The organism is Gorillibacterium massiliense, from assembly GCF_000455485.1.
GTDB lineage: Bacteria > Bacillota > Bacilli > Paenibacillales > NBRC-103111 > Gorillibacterium > Gorillibacterium massiliense.
This window is the reverse complement of the sequence record NZ_CBQR020000064.1, coordinates 1-19,322: the sequence shown is the minus strand read 5'-3', so window position 1 is coordinate 19,322 and position 19,322 is coordinate 1. Positions and strand designations below refer to the sequence as shown.

Genomic DNA, 19,322 nt, shown 5'->3' with positions numbered 1-19,322 from the left:
TTCGCCAGTTGCTTTAAACTAACTCTTCGAAAATCCCTCCGTTTATGACCCTGATAAAAATCTCCATTCACATTTATGCATAATCATTACCAAATGCACCTGTGATTTTAGTCATCTTCATATTGTGGATTTTCAAGTCAAATGATATGCTATTAGATACCTATTACAGGGGGAATGTTCGTGATTTCCACATTCTCCGTACTTTTGATCCTCATACCCCTCGTTGTCGCATAACTACTCGCAGTTAAATCTGTCACTAATCGTTTCTCGGAAAACACTTTTCTATTCACAAATTTGCATAATTATTCATATCTTCGGGAGGTGAAGGTCAGATTTCTGACCGACCGGCATGAATGCATCCATGATCAATGAAGGAAATTTCCGTGATTTGCTCAGCGTAGAGCACGACAGCTGCGGCATCGTCTGCGTCATCGAAAAAGACGGTCAGCCTCGGGCTGCCAACATTCAAAAAACCATCGATGCCCTGGTTAAGCTGGAGCACCGTTCCGGATTTATCAACGGCGAGGGCGACGGCTGCGGCATTTTGACCGACATCCCCAGAGCCTTATGGCAGACTAGGCTGGAAGCGGCCGGTCTTGAGGGCAACCATGCCAACGATCGCCACTTTGCTGTCGCCCATCTCTTTATCCCGCGCAACCGGGAATGGTCGGCAGCCGACATGCAGCAAGGGATCCGTGCGCTTTTCCCGACCTACGGTTTCACGCCTCTCCTGGAACAGGAAGCCCGCACCGACCGCTCCGTGTTGGGACCGAACGGCCAGAGCGACGAGCCGCTTTTCTGGCAGATCGCCGGGCTTACCGAAACCACCGGCTCCCAAGCCGCAGCTTCCCTTTTCGAGCTTCACATCGCCATTGAAAAAGCATTTCCCGTCCATGTCGCTTCACTCAGCAACGTTACGGCCGCTTATAAAGTCATGGGCGCCGCCAGCCTTCTCCCCCTCTACTACGATGATATCCGTAACCCGTTGTTTGCCGCCCAGGCTACTGTCGGTCACAACCGTTACTCCACCAACACCTTATCCAATTTCTTTCGCGTGCAACCCTTTTCTCTGTTAGGCCATAACGGCGAAATCAACACCATCAAAAAAATGCGGCTCGAAGCCGAAATGGCTGGCGTTCCTTTGGTTGACGGAGGCAGCGACTCTCAAGACATGAACCGCACCATCGAAACCTTCATCCACCGGTTTGGACTGAGCTTGTTTGAGGCAATGGAACTTGTTTTTCCGCCGATTTTGAACGAGATGAAGCAGTTTTCCGGGGACTTGCAAGATTTATATGTATACTTCCGGCAGATTTGGGGGCATTTCGCTCAGGGACCGGCAGGAATCGTCTCCCGTTACGGCAACGAATGCGTATTCAGCGTCGACGCTCTTGGCCTCCGGCCGCTGTGGATGGTGGAGACCGAGCAAAGCTTCTATTTTTCCTCGGAGCAGGGCGTCGTCATCGTCAGCGAGATGGTTGCAGAGCCGAAACCCATCGCCCCCGGGGAAAAAGTAGGCGTTGTCCTTACAGCCGACGCTCCCGCCCGGATCGTGCCTTATCACGAGCTGCAGCAGTTGGTTTACGCACGTGCGGCAAAACGCGTCGACTTCAGCGGCATGCGCAAGCATCTGGCCTATGAAGTCGCTGTACCGGAGGTTACCGGCGGCGAATCGGTGCAGCCAAATGATGCACTATACAGCGCCTTCGGCTGGGACCGGGAAGGCATTCAAATGATCGAATCCATGGCCGAGTCCGGAGCGGAACCCATCCGTTCGCTGGGCTATGACGGACCGCTGGCCGCCATAGACTGGGAACGCCGCAACCTGCCGGACTTCATCAAGGAAAGCGTCGCTGTCGTCACCAATCCGGCTATCGACCGGGATCGGGAGACGGAGCATTTTTCCACCCGGGTCGTGATCGGTTCGCGTCCTCCTGTATATGGACAGCCGGATGAGCGGCTGCGCTTCGAGCTTCCCTCTCCTCTGCTGATTGAGGGAGCGATTGGCCAGAGCAGTTTACAGGAGCTGCAGCAGCCAAGCTTTGAGCAAATCATCAGCGCTTTTCAAACGGCCGCCCCATCATCCGTAGCCGTTTTGTCCCTATCCTTCGCCCGCGGGCAATCGCTGAAGCTGGCACTGGACGAGTTGGCAGAAACAGCGGTGACAGCGGTTCAAAACGGGGTGCAACTCCTCGTGTTGGATGATTCCGCCGCCCTTGCAAATGACCGGTTGTGGACGGACCCCCATCTTGCCATTTCCAAAATCGATCTGGCTCTTCGCAGCCAAAGGCGGGATAGCGGTGACAGCCTGCGGCGCCAGGCGTCGCTCATTCTGCGCTCTGCCGCCATCCGCAGCTTACATGACATCATCGTCGCCGTAGGATTGGGTGCAGACGCGGTATCTCCTTACTTGCTGTTCGCCACGGCTACTGCCAAAAACGAACCGTCTGCCGCGGTGAAAGTGTTCGGCGCTTTAACAAAGGGCATCGAAAAAGTCATCTCCACCATCGGCACCCATGAGCTTCGGGGCTACACCCGTTTCTTCTCGTCCATCGGTCTGAAGCCGGAAGTGGCGGAAATTCTCGATATCGTCGGCTATCTGGGCAGCAATGAGTCCGGCACCGGATTTCCCGAATTGGAAGCAGACGCTGTTAAGCGGTATGAAGATTTTGCCGACCCGAAAGCCAAAGCGGCGCGGAACTTCCACTTCTTCCAGCGCATGTGGAAAGCGCTGAACGAAGCGGCTGCCGGCACCGCTCCATATGACAGCTACCGCGATAAGCTGTTGGAGGAAGAAGCGCGCAACCCCATTTCCATCCGCCATTTGGCTGAGTTCGATTACGCTAAGGCGCTGCAGGGACGTTCGCCTCTCACGCCAGCCGAAACCGACATCACCGTCGGCGGCCATGACCTGCCGTTCCTCATCTCCTCCATGTCTTTCGGCTCCCAGAACGAAACGGCCTTCCGCGCCTACGCAGAAGCCGGGGAGCGCCTGAACATGGTGACCATGAACGGCGAAGGCGGCGAGATCAAGGATATGCTAGGCAAATACAAGCGCACCCGTGGCGCCCAGGTTGCATCCGGCCGCTTCGGCGTCAACGTGGAGCTGGCCAACGCCGTCGCTTTCCTGGAAATCAAGATCGGCCAAGGGGCGAAGCCCGGAGAAGGCGGCCATCTGCCGGGGTCGAAGGTGACGGAGAAAATCGCCGCCGCGCGGAATGCCGCTATCGGGTCCGACCTGATCTCTCCGTCCAATAACCACGATATCTACTCCATCGAGGACCTTGCGCAGATCATCTCGGAGTTGAAAGAAGCCAGCGGCCGCAAGGCAAAGATCATCGTCAAGGCGCCCATCGTGCCGGGCATCGGCACCATCGCCGTCGGCATCGCCAAAGCAGGAGCGGACGTCATCACGCTCTCGGGTTATGACGGCGGAACCGGCGCCGCCCGGATCCACTCCATCGTCCACGTTGGCCTGCCAGCGGAAATCGGCGTCAAGCTAGCCCACATCGCCCTCATTGAGGCGGGGCTCCGCCATAAGGTAGAGTTGTGGGCTGACGGCGGCATGAAATCCGGTGCAGACGCTGTGAAGATGCTGCTCTTGGGCGCCAACCGGGTTGGCTTCGGCACCTTGGCTATGCAGTCCATCGGCTGCACCGCCTGCCGCGGCTGCCATCTGGACACCTGCCATGTCGGCATCGCCACCCAGATCGATACGCTGGAAGAGGCGGAGGAAAAAGGCTTGCGCCGCTTCATCCCCCGTGAACTGGACCGGGCGGTAGACAGCCTGGTCCGCCTGTTCGGCAGCATGGCCGACGAAGTGAGAACCATCACGGCTGCACTTGGCTTCAAGCGCGCCCAAGACATGGTCGGACGCTCCGACCTGCTAAAGCAGGCAGCCGCTTTGAACCGGATGGATCTCACCCATCTGCTGCGCCCGGCGCCGATCCAATTTATCAGCGCAGCGGAGCAGCTTCAAGAAGCTGCGGCCGCTTCATCGGATATTCGTATCGCCGCAGGAGCCGAAGGGCAAGCCTTCTTCCCCGACAGCTTATCCTTCCAGTCCCCGGTTGAGCGGACCTGGTCCGGCGTGTCGGCGGAAACCCGCATCATCGGCGGCCGTTTCTCCAGCCACAAGGTGCGGGGCCGCCTGGACGGCAGCCATGCCGCCCTGCCCGGCGTGTCCCTGCGCCTGACCGGCGGCTCGGTGCCGGGCAACGGCCTCGGCGCCTTCAACGCCGCCGGGGTAAACATCACCGTCCACGGCGGCGCCGAAGACGGTGTCGGCAAAATGGCCAGCGGCGGCAAGCTGGCCATCCTCAAGGCGCCTGGCGCAAGCGGCGCCTACATCGACGGCTCCGTCGGCAAGTCCTTCGGCTATGGGGCCCAAAAGGGGCTGTTCCTCATTCAAGGGAACGCCGATACCCGGGCCTGCATCCGCTTCTCCGGAGCCGACGTGGTCTTCGGCGGAGAGCTCACGGAGCCTCTCCGCGACGAGCTTGGCGGCATCGCCGGCCGGGCCAACCTGAAGGGCTTCGCCTTCGAGTACATGACCGGTGGCCGTGCCATCGTCATGGGCGATCCTGGCCCATGGATCTGCGCCGGCATGACCGGCGGGGTCATCTACCAACAGCTCCGCCCGGAGCTTGGCCTAGACTCCGCCGCTATCGTGCGGCGCATCGCGAAGGGCGCCAAAGTCTCCGTCGGCCCTCTCAGCCCGGAGGGGCTGCGGGACGTGACGGAGCTCCTCGGCGCATACCGCGATGAGCTAGCCGCTTCCGGCCAGGCTGCGGAAGCCGCCCGTATCGCCGGCGTCATCGCCGACGCCGAAAGCCGCTTCGTCGCCATTGCCCCCGTCGGGCTGCAAAGCGATCAGGATGTGGCAACGGAATAAAGATCACCCGCTCACAAAGGGGCGTCCGAATGCAGAACATGCATCGGGCGCCCCTTTTTGTGTCTTCAGAAAAATGCCAACCTAGCAAGCCCCCATTCATTCCCCGTGACGGGCTAGCGCAATCCGGATATAATAGAGACTTCGGCGCTCACTTAAAGTGCGATTGCTTCTTCACATCTATCGATTTTTTCACAGCATAGAAAGGAACTCCTTGTCATGAAGCGCTTTTTAGCCATTTCTTGTCTCTCTTACTTTCTTATCGGTCTCGCCCATGTCGTCGTCGGCTCCGTATTGGCGGAAATGATGGATCACTATGGGCTTCTTTATCAGGATGGCGGCACCGTCGTCATGCTGCAATTCGCCGGATTTCTCGTCGGCGTTCTTGGAGCGCCCCGGCTTGTCGGACGCACCGGACCGCGCAACTCTCTGTTGATCGCCCTGCTATTTCTCACCGTAGCGGAGTTCGTTTATTCCCTGCTTCCTTCCTGGCCGGTGGTGATGGGAGTTGCCCCTTTCGCCGGACTCGGTTTCGGCATGGTCGAAGCGGTGATCGCCTCCGCCGTCATCGGCGCTTCCGGTGCCAAAAGCGCATCGTACATGGCCCGTATCGAGGTTTTCTTCGGCGTTGGCGCCCTGTTGATGCCGCTGTTCGCGGTTTGGTTCGTCTCCCTCGGTCATTTCCGCTTCTCGTTCATCCTGATGGCTTTGCTATCTTTGGCCGTGCTGGGTTGTTGGAAGTTCATCTCTTTCGGTGATCTTAACCGCTCCCTGTCTCGTCCCATCCCGGAGGAGCACGACGCGCAAGATGTAATCAAAGCGCCATATCAGCGAAATGAAATCGTCCTGCTGGTTCTGCTCATTCTCTTCTTTCTCCTTTATGTCGGCATGGAGATGAGCCTGGCCAACTTTTTACCGTCGCTGTTCATCGAATTGTTCGGCACCAAACAAGCGACAGCTTCCGGCACGATCACGTTGTTCTGGATTACGATGGCCATCGGACGTCTGTACGCCGGTCCACTTGCGGAAAAAATCGGCTTCAGCCGTTACCTGTTCATAGGCAGTATCGGTGCTCTCCTTTGTCTAACCGGCTTCTCTTTAACCGGGCATACCGGACAGGCTTTCGTATTCGTAGCATTAGCCGGGCTTTTGATGTCGGGAATCTTCGCGATCGCTCTCGTATATGCCAACCGGCTGCTGCCGGGGCGAACGCAGCGGCTCACCAGCCTGCTTATCGGGGCCGGCGGTTTGGGCGGCGCACTCTTCCCTTACTTCACCGGCGTGTCCATGGACACGCTGCACGCCGATCATACCCGCTGGGTACTGGCCGGTTTCGCTTGTGCCTTAGCTTTGTCCCTAGCCGCTATCGTGCAAGTCAGCCGCCGTAAGATCAGCCACTCGCAGGCACGATCCTAATCTTTTCACCCCATCGCTAAAATGGAAAAACGCACGTCAGGCCCATCGGCCCGAGGTGCGTTTTTTTGGCAACTCAACATTACTTATATGGGACGCCCTTTTGGCGTGTTCGTTTTTTCAGCGTTAAAACGATGAAAGCCCTGCCTCTCTTTCATCCTTGCGGCTCCGATGACCGCGCCAGTGTGAATTAAGCTTTTTCTTAAAAAAACGGCTTGGGAATCATGTTCCGAGAAGTTGAGAAATGCGGGTACGCAGAGGATGTTGCGGTGTTGGTTCTCGAGGTTATGATTCATTCTTACAAGTAAAGGGGTTATTGAGTTTTCATAACAATAAATTATATAAGAATAATTATATAATGTCAAGAAATTTTCAAAAAAATTTGCCGAAATGCAAAAATGGGATCGAGCAAAAACAACAGTGCCCCCTATCCTGCATCGGTTCATCCCAATCGGGTTTTCCCATGTCATGATAGGGGGCACATCACCTGCACATCGATAATTCCATTCATTTCGAACCGTCAGGAAGCCGCAGCTGACAACGAAGATTCGCTTATTGCATTCTTCCGGAGTTGCCAACCGTTACACAAGATGGGAAGTAGCCGACATGGACGGCATGGCTCACAAACTTTTCAACCAGCGATTCCAAAGGGACCTCCAAATCAACCATCTCCGTTTTATCCAAAGAAGCCTCGCAGGAAAAACGGAAGGGCGAGTTCCGGACTCCATCCCCGTCAAGCATGGCCATCACCAATTGAACGCCCTCTTTGCTCACGGCATTGCCGCGGCTCAAGACCCAGGTATTGAAATCTCTCAGCGTGGCCATTTCGAGAGAATACCCCATATTGCGCAAAACCGAAATAAGAGAGGAGTAATGAACTTGTTCCGGGTTGCAAATATGATAGATCTCGCCGAACTGGCTGCGTTTCATCAGAGACACCATAAACCGGCTGGCAAAATCCACTGGCGTAATATCCACGAAAGTATCGACCATAGGGGCCTTGCCCAACAGAAGAAATCCCTTTATCATGCGATAAAAGTAATTCTCGTTGATATTCTTTTGAAAACGCCCCGTCGCGCTATGGCAGGAAAGATTTCCCGCACGGTAAATCGAACAAGGGTATCCCTCGATTGCCGCTTGCGCAACCAGCTTCTCACCCGCCAGCTTGCTGTTTGTGTACACATTATCCAATGCCGTGTTATAAAAAGTATGCACATCGCTACCCGACCGATTCCAGCACCCGGCAAATGCCATATCTTCGGGAATGCCCAAGGTCGATACGTAATGAAAAGCGATGTTCCGGTTCGTCTTGACCAGGGCAAGCAGGTTCTCCGTCCCCTGAACATTTGTAGTTTGAAAGGTCTCGCTGTCCCCGAAATGCCGAACGTCGGCTCCCGCGTGAATAATCGATTGGACCGACTGGATCAGCTCACCATAATCTTCGTCGTCCAGTCCCAGCCGCGGCTCAACAAAATCCCCTTCAAGCACGGAAATGCGATGAAGGTACATAGAAGAAAAGTGGGGTCCGAAATAGCCGTCCAAGGTTTCTCTGATGCGGGATAACGCCTTGACCCCCGGTTTGGGACGCACCAGCAGGCGCACGACGGCATCGGTGGCCGTTAACAGCTCATAAGCCAAATGAGCGCCCAAATACCCCGTTGCTCCTGTCAGGAGCACATCGGAGCCCAAGCCGTCACGGTCAGGCATTGCGTTCTTCGGCAATGCCGGCAATTCCGTCAGGTCGATTCGCTCCGAAATAGACTCCGCCTCTTCTATGGCTCCCTTATCCAACGTGGAAATATGTGCTGCAAGGGCTTTGACCGTCTTGTGCTCATAAAGGTCGCCCATGCGAAGATTATAATAATCCAGCTTTAAATGGGACAAAACCACCATAACGGATAACGAATCCCCGCCGATATCGAAAAAGCTCGCATTTCGGCTTATGGGCGACATCTCCAGCACGTTGGACCATACGGAAGCCAGCATGGTCTCCAGTTCGCCCACAGGAGCTTCAAAGGGCTCGTCCAGTTCGGCGGCTTGCGGATTGTCCATTGTGCCAAGGGTGTTCCGATCAATCTTGCCTGTCGGCGATAAGGGAATGGTCTTCAGCCGATAAAAATAACTGGGAACCATATAATACGGGATGTGCTGCCCCAGATGCTCCTTCAGATCTTTTACCGTAACCTGAGTTTTCTCGGTAAAGAAGCAAGACAAATGAGAAACCGCGCCGTTTTTCTTGATGGCCACCACCGCGGCATCCAAAATGGATGGATGCTTGGATAAAGCGTTCTCGATCTCCCCGATTTCGATGCGAAAGCCATGAAGCTTCAACTGGCCGTCCTTGCGGAACAAGAACTCCAGACCATCCTCGGGAAGAACCTTCACGATATCTCCCGACCGATAGATGAGACCGGGACCATAAGGATTCTTAACGAACACATCGGCAGTCTTCTCCGGAAGGTTTAGATATCCCTTGGCTATGCCGATGGTCTCGATACACAATTCACCCTCTTCGCCTATGGATGCTAAAGCACCATCGTCTTTCATCACATAAATATTATAATTGCCGATTGGATGCCCGATAGGAACGGTGACAGAATCGCGGCTCCAAAAACCGGTGATCTTATACATCGTAGCCGCTACCGTGCATTCCGTCGGACCGTACGCATTTACGATCACCCGGTCCGACCCGAACTTCGTTTGGAATTTGCGCACAGATTCGGAAAGCAGCGCCTCCCCTGCAACCAAAACCACTTTGACCGTAGCCAGTTTTCTGCTCTCTTCGGCAGGTACATGCTCAGCCATCCGGTTGAATACGGAGGTCGGCAAACAAATGAGGAAGGTGATCTTCCTTCTAGCCACAAGATCGACCAAGAGGGCGGGGCTCGTTTGTTCTTCCTTCGTCAGCATGGCCAGGTGGGCGCCGCGCAAGAGAGCGTTAAAGGTATCGAAAACGGAAGCATCAAAGCTGAACGTAGAAAATTGGGATACGATATCGTCGGCAGTGAGATGGAGCGCATTCCCTATCGTGTTGCAGAGGTTGATGACTCCTCTATGGGCCAGCAGGGTTCCTTTTGGTCTGCCGGTTGAACCGGATGTATAGATCGCATAAGCCAAGTCATCCGGTGAAACTGGGATATCCTGAAACGTTTCCGGGGCGTTCAGGAACGCATCCTCGACCGATAGCCGCACAACTCCGGAGTCTCCGGCAAGCAGGTTAGCCGCGCTTTCCTTGTTCGCCTCTTTGAGTAAAAAGAACTTGCAGCTGCTGTCTTTCACAATATGCAGATTCCGGTCCAAGGGATGCTCCGGATCGATCGGAATATAAACGCCGCCCGCACGCAGAACCCCAAGGATAGAAATAATCGTTTCCGGACTCCGGTTCATATAGATGCCTACAAAATCGCCTTTGCGCATTCCTGCGCTTATCAAAGAATGAGCGATCTTTGCGCTCTTACGGTAAAACTCACCGTAAGTCATCTCGGAACTGCCAAATGAGATTGCGATTTTTCCGCTGTGTTCGTTAACCACCTTGCCTAACATGCTGGGAATGGTTTCTCTGTCGGGATACTTTTCAACTGCGCCATAAAGCACTTTCTTTTTGATTTCTTCTTCCAGAGTGGTTTCCTCACCGTGGTAAATGAACATTTTGCTTCCCCTTTACCTTTTTAGGTCGATTGAAGAGATCAAGAACACGACACAGTCGTGTTCTTGATCAGATGAACTGTTTAAATTATTGACGATCTGAATAGATGCGCCTTTGTTATTCCGTTTGAAATTTGTCGACGATCTCGCTCATTTGTTTGGAGACTTCGTTCAGTTCCCCTGCATATTCGGATATGTTGCGGAAAGACTCTTCCTGGCCGACCATCGTATGCAAGATGGATTTGGCGCCTTCCGAAGTGATACTCGATGTGCTGGACAACTGGGACGTCATTGAAGTGACTTCCTCTGTACTTGCCGACATTTCTTCCGTGGATGCAGATATATCCATGACACGGGAATTTACAAACTGCGCCGAATTCAGAATTTCAACAAACTTGGTATCAGCCTTTTGAGTAACGGCCAGACCTTTCTTCGTTTCCTCCGTGCTGCGGGCTATATAATCAACCGCTTTGCCGGCTCCAAGCTGAATGTCTTCGATCAGGGCGGAAATCCTGTCCGTCGACTCTTTAGACTGTTCGGAAAGCTTCCGCACTTCCTCAGCAACGACAGAGAACCCTCTTCCGAGATCTCCTGCTCTTGCCGCCTCAATGCTGGCGTTTAGCGCCAATAGACTCGTCTGATTGGAAATGCCCTTGATAATCGTGACAATCTCGCCGATTTCCTTCGACTGCTCTTCCAGTTGGCCGATGATACTCGATGCATCACCCGTCGTTGCGTCGATCTGAACCATTTGACGGGAAACCGTATCGATGACATCCCTGCCTTCTTGGGAATTGTCGAACATCTTTTGGGATGCGGACGAGACATTGCCGATATCAACCGCAACCGTTTGAAGAGTTGTTGCGATCTCTTCGATGGCCGTATCGCAATTGGAAGTCGAAATCGCTTGAGCTTTTAAATTCTCGGTCATCACGTTGAGCTCAAGGTTTATTCCATTGATCCCCTGGGTACTTACCTCCGTTATGGAGAACAGCTTGTCCGCCACATCGGAAGAGCTTTGGGAAACCAGCTTCAGATTCTGTATGACTCCCCGGATGCTTACAATCATCGAGTTGAACTGTTTATTCAGCTCGCCGAAGGTTCCCTTCTCACTGAGAGAAAAATTGAGTTTCCCCCGGGAAACCTGCTCTATCCCCCGAATCAAATCTTTAATAGGGTTGAGGGTTCTTCTCGCGACAAAATACTGCGAGCCTCCGCAGACAAGCAGAGCAATGACGAGAATAATGATGGAATCCTGCAGGAAAGACTTTCGGCTTTCGGGAATAATGCTCGCATCGACGTCAACACCGAAATAGGCCTTGATATTGCCTTGAGCATCTTTGATAGGATAAAAGATGCTCATCCACGTTCCCAGCATGTCCTTGTAGACAGGAACGATGGTGACTTCCTTGGTTTTCAACATTTTTTTGATGCCGGAAACGACTACGTCGGGCTGCTCGTACATATCGCCTACATTTAGGCCGCCTTCTTTGAGAGCCTGGATAATCGGAGTCGGGCAGGCGATCAGACTGGTTTGGTTATGTTTGTCGCCTCCCAGCTCCACGCCGAAAATGTATCCCTGCGCAACATTCGGGTTGTAAGAAGACAGATTGTCAAAGGATTCCGTTAGAACCTTTGACTTATCGGATTCCCAACTCTTGGACTCTTGGATCTTGACGACATCGTCGTAGGTAATTTTATCTGCCCATTTGGATGTAACCGTTTTGGTTTGTTTTTCCAAAGATTTCATCATCAGGTTCTTCTGGAAGTAGACGCTCGAAACAATGAGAATCGCCCCGATGAGCAAAATGTTTATCATGGAAAATAATATATTCTTGCTGAAGTAATTTTTTTCTCTTTTCATTGCTGGCAATCCTCCAATGGATGATATTGCGTAGAATGACCGAATCACCGCGCGCGGTTGAAACAAGCCGGAAAAATATGAAGTTCCTCCTTACTAATAACTCATCAATGTAAATCTATGGAACGAGATGCAATCACCGCCTCTCATTGAACCCTTAAATCATAGCGTTTTAATATTATGCATATGTAAGATATTGTAATGACGCATGTAAAATTTTGCAATAATTTTTCGAAATTTGTCGTATTAACTAATAGAGATCCTGAAAAATTTGATCACATTTATTCTTTCCCTTTTGCACCCTCCGGAAGGTGTCTATACTAAATGTGTTGCCCTGCAGATGATCAATCTCTTAGCATACCAATCCAAAATCCCGACGAAACGGAGCGATGCGTTATGTCCATTGCGATGAATAGCACCCCCCAACTGAAGAAAGGCGCCGCGCGATCCCCTCAAATCGGGTGGGATTTCTGCCGGCGGATTATTAACTCGCTACATGCAGAGGAGGAATCCCGTGTCAACGAACGTATTGAACCTGTGGGGCTGGAGTCCCTATTATAAGCAAAATTTCCAAAAGCTGGCCGACCAAAGTCCCGAGCTAAATCTTCAACCGGGTCGAGTCATCGCCGAGCATAAATTGAGCTACACCCTCATAACGGAAAATGGGGAACTCTTGGGTGAAGTCTCCGGCAAATTCCGTTTTGCCGCAACTGAACGGGAGCATTATCCCGCCGTGGGAGATTGGGTAGCCATATCGCCACGTTATTCCGACGGCCGTGCCACTATCCATGCCGTGCTGCCCCGGAAAAGTAAGTTTTCTCGCAAAGCGGCAGGCTTGACCACCGATGAGCAAATTGTGGCGACCAACGTGGACACCATCTTTCTAGTGAATGCATTGAACCAGGATTTCAATATGCGCCGCCTGGAACGGTATCTTATCCTCGCTTGGGAAAGCGGAGCGAATCCCGTCATCATCCTAAGCAAAGCCGATCTGGTTGCCGACCCGTCTGTGCAAATCGCTGCAGCGGAGTCCGTCGCTCCCGGTGTGCCGATTTTTGCCGTCAGCGCTCAGAACGGCAGCGGTCTTGACGCCCTCACGCCCTTCCTTGCTCCGGGCCAAACCACCGCCTTCCTCGGTTCCTCCGGGGTCGGCAAGTCTTCCCTGCTCAATCGGCTGGCTGGCCGAGAGCTGCAAGAGGTACAGGAGATCCGAGCTGATGATGATAAAGGGAAGCATACGACGACTCACCGAGAAATTTTCCTGCTGCCTCAAGGCGGCCTCCTGATTGATACCCCGGGAATGCGGGAGATTCAACTATGGGAATCCGAGGACGGACTGTCCGAGGCCTTCTCCGACATCGAGGAGTTGGCGGCCCAGTGCCGGTTCGCTGATTGCAGCCATAAAAAAGAACCAGGCTGCGCAGTTAAACGCGCCCTGGCTAGCGGTACCCTCGACCGCAGTCGCTATGACAGCTACCGCAAACTGGAGGCGGAGTTGGTCTTCCTCGCCCGAAAGGAAGAGCAGAAGCAGCGGCTGCAGGAAAAAAGCGCAAGGAAGGATTACAAGCAAGGCCGGGACGCTTACCTGTAAGCTTTCAGTCCTGCTAAACCTAAAACTCCCGCCAACCGAACTCCAGTAAGGAGTTTGATTGGCGGGAGTTTTTTCGAATCCCGTTATATGATAATCATCGGCCCGCTTTTTCACGGAATTCAGGAGCCTTGGTCGACTACCTGTCCCCTATCGCCCGAACCTGACTGCCTTTATGCAAGAACCTTCCAAAGATCAGGCTGGCCGCAAAAAGCAATCCCCAAGCCGTAAGCAGCATGAGAAACGGAAACATCGGGATCGTGTAGCGCGACTCAGGAATGAACATCAACTGCACTGCCAGGAGGACGAACAAGTGAGCCGAGAGAAACAGTACTTTCCGTTTCACAGCCCCTCCGGTCAGAGCAAAGAAAAAGCCGGCGTAGATCAGGATTTTATGAAAACGATGCAGGAACCTGCCGTAGACGGGATCAATATAAGCCGAATAGAAGCCCCCGTAGAACGTCTCTATAAACATTGTCGAAAACTTGCCCATCGTAAACCACTTGAGCCATATAAGAGGAGCGTCCTGAACCCCCTCCTTTATCCGCCGCCACCCTTCCTGCGACTGGCTTGTTTCCTTCACTTTGTTCCAATCGACGGGGTACATGCCATATGGATTCGTTCCTGCCAAAAAGGCATTACCCGAAGCATTTTGGGCAATGGGGATAAACGCGTGGAAGGTGATGGCATTGCGTACCCACCAAGGGAGCATAACCACAACGAATGCACCGATTGCGAACAAAATCTGGCGGAGAAACAGCTTTCGATGCTGCGCCCAGAGAAACACATAGGGAATGACAGCAGCAAGAGCGCTGTTTGGGCGAATAAGCACCGAAACCCCGATCAAAACCCCCGCGATGATATGATCCCTCAGCTTATTCTCCTGAATGATCCGCACCTGATAATAAATGGCGGCTAGAAAAAAGGCCAAAAACAAAGTCTCTGTTAAAATCAAGCCGGTGATAAAAACAAAGGGAGCATAGAGCGACGCAAAAACTGCCGCCAATAGCCCGGTCATCCTGCTGAAAAGCCGCGCCCCGATCCGGTAGATATACCAAATGCCGATGATGGCGACAAAGCACTGGATGATCCGGACGATCTGCAAGATCCTGTCGATGTCTCCATAACCGAACACTTTGAAGATAATGGCCATAAATATCGGGAATCCCGGCGTGACCCGAGAATTGGCGATATCGCTCATATAGCCGTAAATCCCTTTATCCAGCAGCTGCACCGTCATGTTCGTGTAGTTCAATTGATCGAAGTTTACTGCCGGAAACACATAGTGCAGAACAAAATCCAGCCGGATCCATAAAGCGATGACGAGTATGGGAATGATCCAATACCGCCCTGTCTTCTCGTAAAACGAAATCAACCCGCGAATGATAACCCACTCCTCTTCTCCCATGCTTTTTTCTATCTTGTTTTACATGATGATCATGCCCAATAGACTGGGGGTTCAACCTATTAAAATTGAAAATAAATGAAATTGCTAACCTTCGACTGCATGCAAAGCACAATGGCGACGATAAACACAGTGTACACAACAGCCCTGGCTGGAGATGGGACGAAACGGTGCCATTTTTCCGATAAAAGGCTTGCGTGTTTGCGCACGAGGTATTCTCCGATATGCAGCAGGAACAAAAGCGCCGCTAAGGCGATATATGGATACAGGCCTGTGAATGAAAGCCTGCTGATATCGAACATTTTGCCAATGGTTCGGAGAGCGTTGCCCATCCCAGACACACGGAACAGCACCCAAGTGATACAGACGACGTGGAAAAAGACGAATACGCAAGCCCAGCGGTAAAGTCGGCTCTCATCCAGCCGCTGCCAGCCCCATTTCTTCTTCAGTTTTACATAGAATTTGTGGACTACCAGCAGAACCCCGTGCATCAGCCCCCAAGCGACGAAGGTCCAGGCTGCTCCGTGCCACAAGCCGGAGATAGCCATAGCCGCCAGCAGGTTGACATACCGGCGAATTTCTCCCCGCCGCGAGCCTCCCAGCCCTATATAGACATAGTCCTTGATCCAACTGGACAGGGTGATATGCCAACGTGCCCAGAACTCCGTACCGTTGCCGCTCAAGTAAGGCGTCCGGAAGTTCAGATCAAGCCGGAGTCCCATGAGATAGCCGATCCCCACCGCCATTTCGCTGTATGCGGAAAAATCAAAATAGATCTGGAAGGCGAACAGGTAAGAGGCGATCCACGCCTCTCCTCCGGTCATGGCGGCACCGTGTGCGAAATACTGGTCGACGATGGGCGTGATCCAGTCGGCCAGAACGATTTTTTTGAACAAACCGAGAGCCAGATAGGACAAGCCTAAACGGAAGCGAGAGTCGGAGAATTTGATCGCTTTCAGTTTCTCTAATTGCGGTAAAAAATCGTTCCCCCGCAAGATCGGCCCCGCCAGAGAGTGGGCGAAATACGAGATGAACACCCAAAACTCCAAGTAAGACCGGGCCGGAGCTAACTTCCCCCGGTTGACGTCGATGATATAAGCGATCAGTTGGAAGGTGTAAAACGAAATGCCGATGGGCAGGACAACTTTTGCCAAATACGAATCTCCGGCCAGCCAGTGCAAGTGAAGGCTGCTTTCCAGGCTTCTCAGCATAAAGAGTGAGTATTTAAAAAACAGCAAATTGCCGATGACGACGGTCAGCGCCAAAGCGAAAAACCCTTTTCCCCGTTTGCCCCCGAACTGCTTGGAGCATAAATAGACGAAGGAAACGATGCCGATGAAGAGCGCGAGATAGCCAAGGCCGGTTGCGGCATAAAAGAGGGCGTTAGCCAGCGCCATAATCGCCAGTCTGGCCTTCGGAAAGGCGTAGTAAAGAACGAGCGTCGCCGTTAGAAAAACAAAAAATTCGGGCGTATGAAACAGCATAGGGTTCTTCTACTCCTTTCTTTCCAGCGATTCCGGCATGTGGTGCAAGACGAGGGCGGCCAGCTTGCGGTACCCTTCCGGCATATAGTGAGTATGATCGGCAAAATCTTCCTCGCCGATTTCTTTTTGCAGATTGGTATAGGCGATACCAGTAGCGGCGAAATAGCGGTCAATGGCCTGCATGTTTGCCTGGTAGCTTGGATCGCTTACCGCATCCCCCAGTAGACCTTCGTTCAGACCGGTAAGGAAGAACAAGGAACGGGTCCCTTGTTGATGTTGAATGATCTTATTCATGAAATAAATCTGCAAGTTTTGCTCGGTCATATCAAAAGGCGCCGGGTTAAAGGAATTAACAACGTCCGGGGTCTTAATGTACTTCTCTAGGTTGGCATGCAGCCGCCAGTTGCGGATGTCGCCGATGGAATCGTCAGTGGGTACGGCCCGGTTCAGAAGCCGGTCAGTAGTCTCATTGATGCTTTTTACAATGGCGTCTTTATAAGCAAACATAGGAATGCGGGTGTATACTTCATTTTCGATAAAGGAGCGCAGGACATTGTTCCAGCCCTTCGACTCCTGATAGCCGTTCGCCTTGAGATGCGGCAGCGCCTGATCGAATGCTTTCCGGTCAGCCATTTTCAAGTCATCCTTCAGCCAAAAGACGATAGCCGCCCCCGGATTCCGCTTAACAAAGCCGGCATACCGCACGTTGATCAGCACGCGATCGGTAGAGATGCCATAACGGTCCATCATCAGCAGGAGCGTATAAATATCCCCTGCTTGCAGAGACGGCATGGCCAAATTGAACACGCGGAAATCCTTCCCTTCACCGTGAGCCAACTCTTCCATAAGCGGCGCTAGGGAATCCTTGGACGGGCCGGGAGAACTCCAGGCTACAGAGTCGCCGATAATCACCGCATAATCTTTTAGATGATCTCTCTTAATTTCTTGCTTGATCTTATGTAAAAGCGGATAGTAGTTTTGCGGGTTGTCCTTAAATAGCCCCTGGTAGTCGACACGCCCCTTGTAATAAGCATCAAGGGGAACTGCGTATGGGATGACGAATTGGATAAGAATGAGAAATAATACGATATATTTTGCTGCTTTCATTCCGGGATATGGGCTCCTTCTGATGAAAAATATTCGGGTTGCTTTTCGCTATTCATCCCGGTAAAGTCATCTGCCTAGCCTAGCATACTGGTTTCGCCCCAGTCCGACAAGAGAAAATGAAAGATTCAACTTTGTCTAACCCAAGGAGAACGTGCTGGATTGTGGTAAAATAATAGACGCGGCTAACCTTGTTAGGGTTGCATTTAAGGTTCAGCTGCAAATCAGGCAAAAAAGGAAAACGGCGCATGAAAACACTCATTATCGCGGAAAAGCCCGACATGGGCCGCAATATCGCGGCGGCCATCGAACCGAAAGCGATGAACAAGCGGACTCATCTCGAAGGGGAACGCTATATCATCACCTGGGCGATCGGCCATCTCATCACTCTGGCGGAACCCGATAAGTACGACGATAAATACAAAAAGTGGCGGCTTGGCGACCTGCCCATTCTTCCCGACCGGTTTAAGCTGATCCCCGTGTACCGCACGAAGGATCAACTGAAGGTTATTGCCGATCTGGCTAAAGACTGCGGCAGCATCATCAACGCTTGCGACGCCGGGCGGGAGGGCCAGCTCATCTTCGAGCTGATCCGTCAGCATCTCAAGCTGATGCAGCCGGTAGAACGGCTGTGGATTTCCGATCTGACGCCGGAAACCATCCGCCAAGGCTTTGCCGGCCTGAAGCCCGGCTCGGATTACGACAACCTGACACGGGCGGCCAGAGCCCGCAGTGAAGCGGATTGGCTGGTGGGCATGAACGGCTCCCGGGCGTTCACGACCAAGCACAACGTGCTTTTGTCCGTTGGACGAGTGCAAACCCCGGTGCTCGCCCTCATCTACGACCGGCAAAAGCAGATCGAGGCGTTTTCCTCGCAGAAGTTCTATGAGGTGGAAGCCTTTTTCGATCAGACCGGCACGGCCTACAAAGGGCTTTGGCAAGGGGATCGGTTAACCGACGGTAAGAAAGCCGAGGAACTGGCTTTGAAGGTAAAGGGCAAGCCGGGGCGGATTGCAAGCTATGAGGCCAAGGACTCCAAAGAATATCCCTTCAAGCTGTACGACCTGACGCTTTTGCAGCGGGAGGCCAATGCCAAACTAGGCTTCGGGGCGAAGAAGACATTGGATATCGCCCAAGCGCTTTATGAAAAACATAAAGTGATCTCCTACCCCCGGACCAACTCCAACTACGTGACGGAACAGAATATCCCTGGCATGCACCGGACGCTGGATATGCTGAAGAGTGTCGAAGGGTACGAGGACTTGGCTCAGGGAGGGAACAAAAGCTTCATCCATAAAAACAACCGTTCCGTCTGCAACCCCTCCAAGGTGGAGGATCACCACGCCATTATGCCCACGCTGAAGAAGCCGGGCTCTCTTAGTCCGGAAGAGAGAAAAGTATATGACATGATCGTTCGGCGTTTTCTCGCTCAGTTCTATCCGGCGGCGGAGTATAAAGTGCATACGGTTTTCACCGAGGTGGAGCAAGAAACCTTCAAGACGACAGTGAAGCAGCTCGTGGATCAGGGTTGGAAGGTTGTTTACAGCAAGGACGGCAGCGGTTCCGGCGATACCGATGGAGACACAGACGGTGAAGGCGGGAAGAAGCGCGGCAGCAAAGGGAAAAACAGTGGCGGAGAAGAAAAGGAAGAAGTGACAGAAACCGCTGCTCCCTTCTCTCTTGATGCTGCGCTGCCTGTAGCCTGTACCGATGCCAAAGCCAAGGAGAAGGAAACTCAGCCGCCCAAGCCCTACACCGAAGGCACGTTGCTGAAGGCGATGGAAAGCGCCGGCAAGCAGGTGGAGGACGAGGAGCTGCGGGACATCATGAAGGACGCAGGCCTCGGCACCCCCGCTACCCGAGCGGCCACCATCGAGCGGTTGAAGCAGGTCGCCTACGTGGAGATGAAGGGAAAAACCATCGTTATCACG

At 52.9% G+C, this 19,322-nt stretch carries 9 protein-coding genes; 4 read left to right on the top strand and 5 right to left on the bottom strand.

Going from position 1 to position 19,322, the window contains the following annotated elements; genetic code table 11:
* Window positions 1-349 precede the first annotated feature (349 nt).
* Together TJ79_RS07395 and TJ79_RS07390 are read left to right on the top strand one after the other, a co-directional pair.
* Complete coding sequence (locus TJ79_RS07395) at window positions 350-4,894, top strand: glutamate synthase-related protein (protein ID WP_040949656.1); 4,545 nt, start codon at window positions 350-352, stop codon at window positions 4,892-4,894.
* A gap of 216 nt (window positions 4,895-5,110) precedes the next feature.
* Window positions 5,111-6,307, top strand: coding sequence for an MFS transporter (locus tag TJ79_RS07390; protein ID WP_040949655.1), 1,197 nt, complete (start codon window positions 5,111-5,113; stop codon window positions 6,305-6,307).
* Window positions 6,308-6,856: 549 nt separating this feature from the next.
* On the opposite strand, the gene TJ79_RS07385 is transcribed toward TJ79_RS07390, so the two are convergent.
* Together TJ79_RS07385 and TJ79_RS07380 are read right to left on the bottom strand one after the other, a co-directional pair.
* Window positions 6,857-9,952, bottom strand: a complete 3,096-nt coding sequence (locus TJ79_RS07385; RefSeq protein ID WP_052339373.1) for a non-ribosomal peptide synthetase — start codon at window positions 9,950-9,952, stop codon at window positions 6,857-6,859.
* Between the two features lie 115 nt (window positions 9,953-10,067).
* Window positions 10,068-11,768, bottom strand: a complete 1,701-nt coding sequence (locus TJ79_RS07380; RefSeq protein WP_238322872.1) for a methyl-accepting chemotaxis protein — start codon at window positions 11,766-11,768, stop codon at window positions 10,068-10,070.
* Between the two features lie 556 nt (window positions 11,769-12,324).
* Here TJ79_RS07380 and rsgA point away from each other — a divergent pair.
* Window positions 12,325-13,401, top strand: a complete 1,077-nt coding sequence (gene rsgA / locus TJ79_RS07375) for a ribosome small subunit-dependent GTPase A (RefSeq protein WP_420319378.1) — start codon at window positions 12,325-12,327, stop codon at window positions 13,399-13,401.
* A 136-nt stretch (window positions 13,402-13,537) separates the two neighbouring features.
* Here rsgA and TJ79_RS07370 read toward each other — a convergent pair whose 3' ends face one another.
* Genes TJ79_RS07370 through TJ79_RS07360 form a run of 3 tightly spaced genes read right to left on the bottom strand, consistent with a single transcriptional unit; the run spans window position 13,538 to window position 17,394 of the window.
* Entirely contained in the window at window positions 13,538-14,806 is a 1,269-nt protein-coding gene (locus tag TJ79_RS07370) for an ArnT family glycosyltransferase (protein WP_052339372.1), read from the bottom strand.
* Window positions 14,807-14,865: 59 nt separating this feature from the next.
* Window positions 14,866-16,287: an MBOAT family O-acyltransferase gene (locus tag TJ79_RS07365; RefSeq protein WP_052339371.1), complete on the bottom strand. Its 1,422-nt coding sequence runs from the start codon at window positions 16,285-16,287 to the stop codon at window positions 14,866-14,868.
* A 9-nt stretch (window positions 16,288-16,296) separates the two neighbouring features.
* Window positions 16,297-17,394, bottom strand: coding sequence for a hypothetical protein (locus TJ79_RS07360; RefSeq protein WP_040949652.1), 1,098 nt, complete (start codon window positions 17,392-17,394; stop codon window positions 16,297-16,299).
* A 245-nt stretch (window positions 17,395-17,639) separates the two neighbouring features.
* Between TJ79_RS07360 and TJ79_RS07355 the strand changes: the two genes are divergently transcribed.
* Window positions 17,640-19,322: DNA topoisomerase 3 (locus TJ79_RS07355; protein WP_040949651.1), on the top strand; the 1,683-nt coding region annotated here is incomplete at its 3' end.

Excerpts from the sequence above, each read along its gene's own strand:
- TJ79_RS07395 (WP_040949656.1), top strand. The coding sequence starts at position 350 with ATGAATGCATCCATGATCAATGAAGGAAATTTCCGTGATTTGCTCAGC.
- TJ79_RS07390 (WP_040949655.1), top strand. The coding sequence starts at position 5,111 with ATGAAGCGCTTTTTAGCCATTTCTTGTCTCTCTTACTTTCTTATCGGT.
- TJ79_RS07385 (WP_052339373.1), bottom strand. The coding sequence starts at position 9,952 with ATGTTCATTTACCACGGTGAGGAAACCACTCTGGAAGAAGAAATCAAA.
- TJ79_RS07380 (WP_238322872.1), bottom strand. The coding sequence starts at position 11,768 with ATGATAAACATTTTGCTCATCGGGGCGATTCTCATTGTTTCGAGCGTC.
- TJ79_RS07370 (WP_052339372.1), bottom strand. The coding sequence starts at position 14,806 with ATGGGAGAAGAGGAGTGGGTTATCATTCGCGGGTTGATTTCGTTTTAC.
- TJ79_RS07365 (WP_052339371.1), bottom strand. The coding sequence starts at position 16,287 with ATGCTGTTTCATACGCCCGAATTTTTTGTTTTTCTAACGGCGACGCTC.
- TJ79_RS07360 (WP_040949652.1), bottom strand. The coding sequence starts at position 17,394 with ATGAAAGCAGCAAAATATATCGTATTATTTCTCATTCTTATCCAATTC.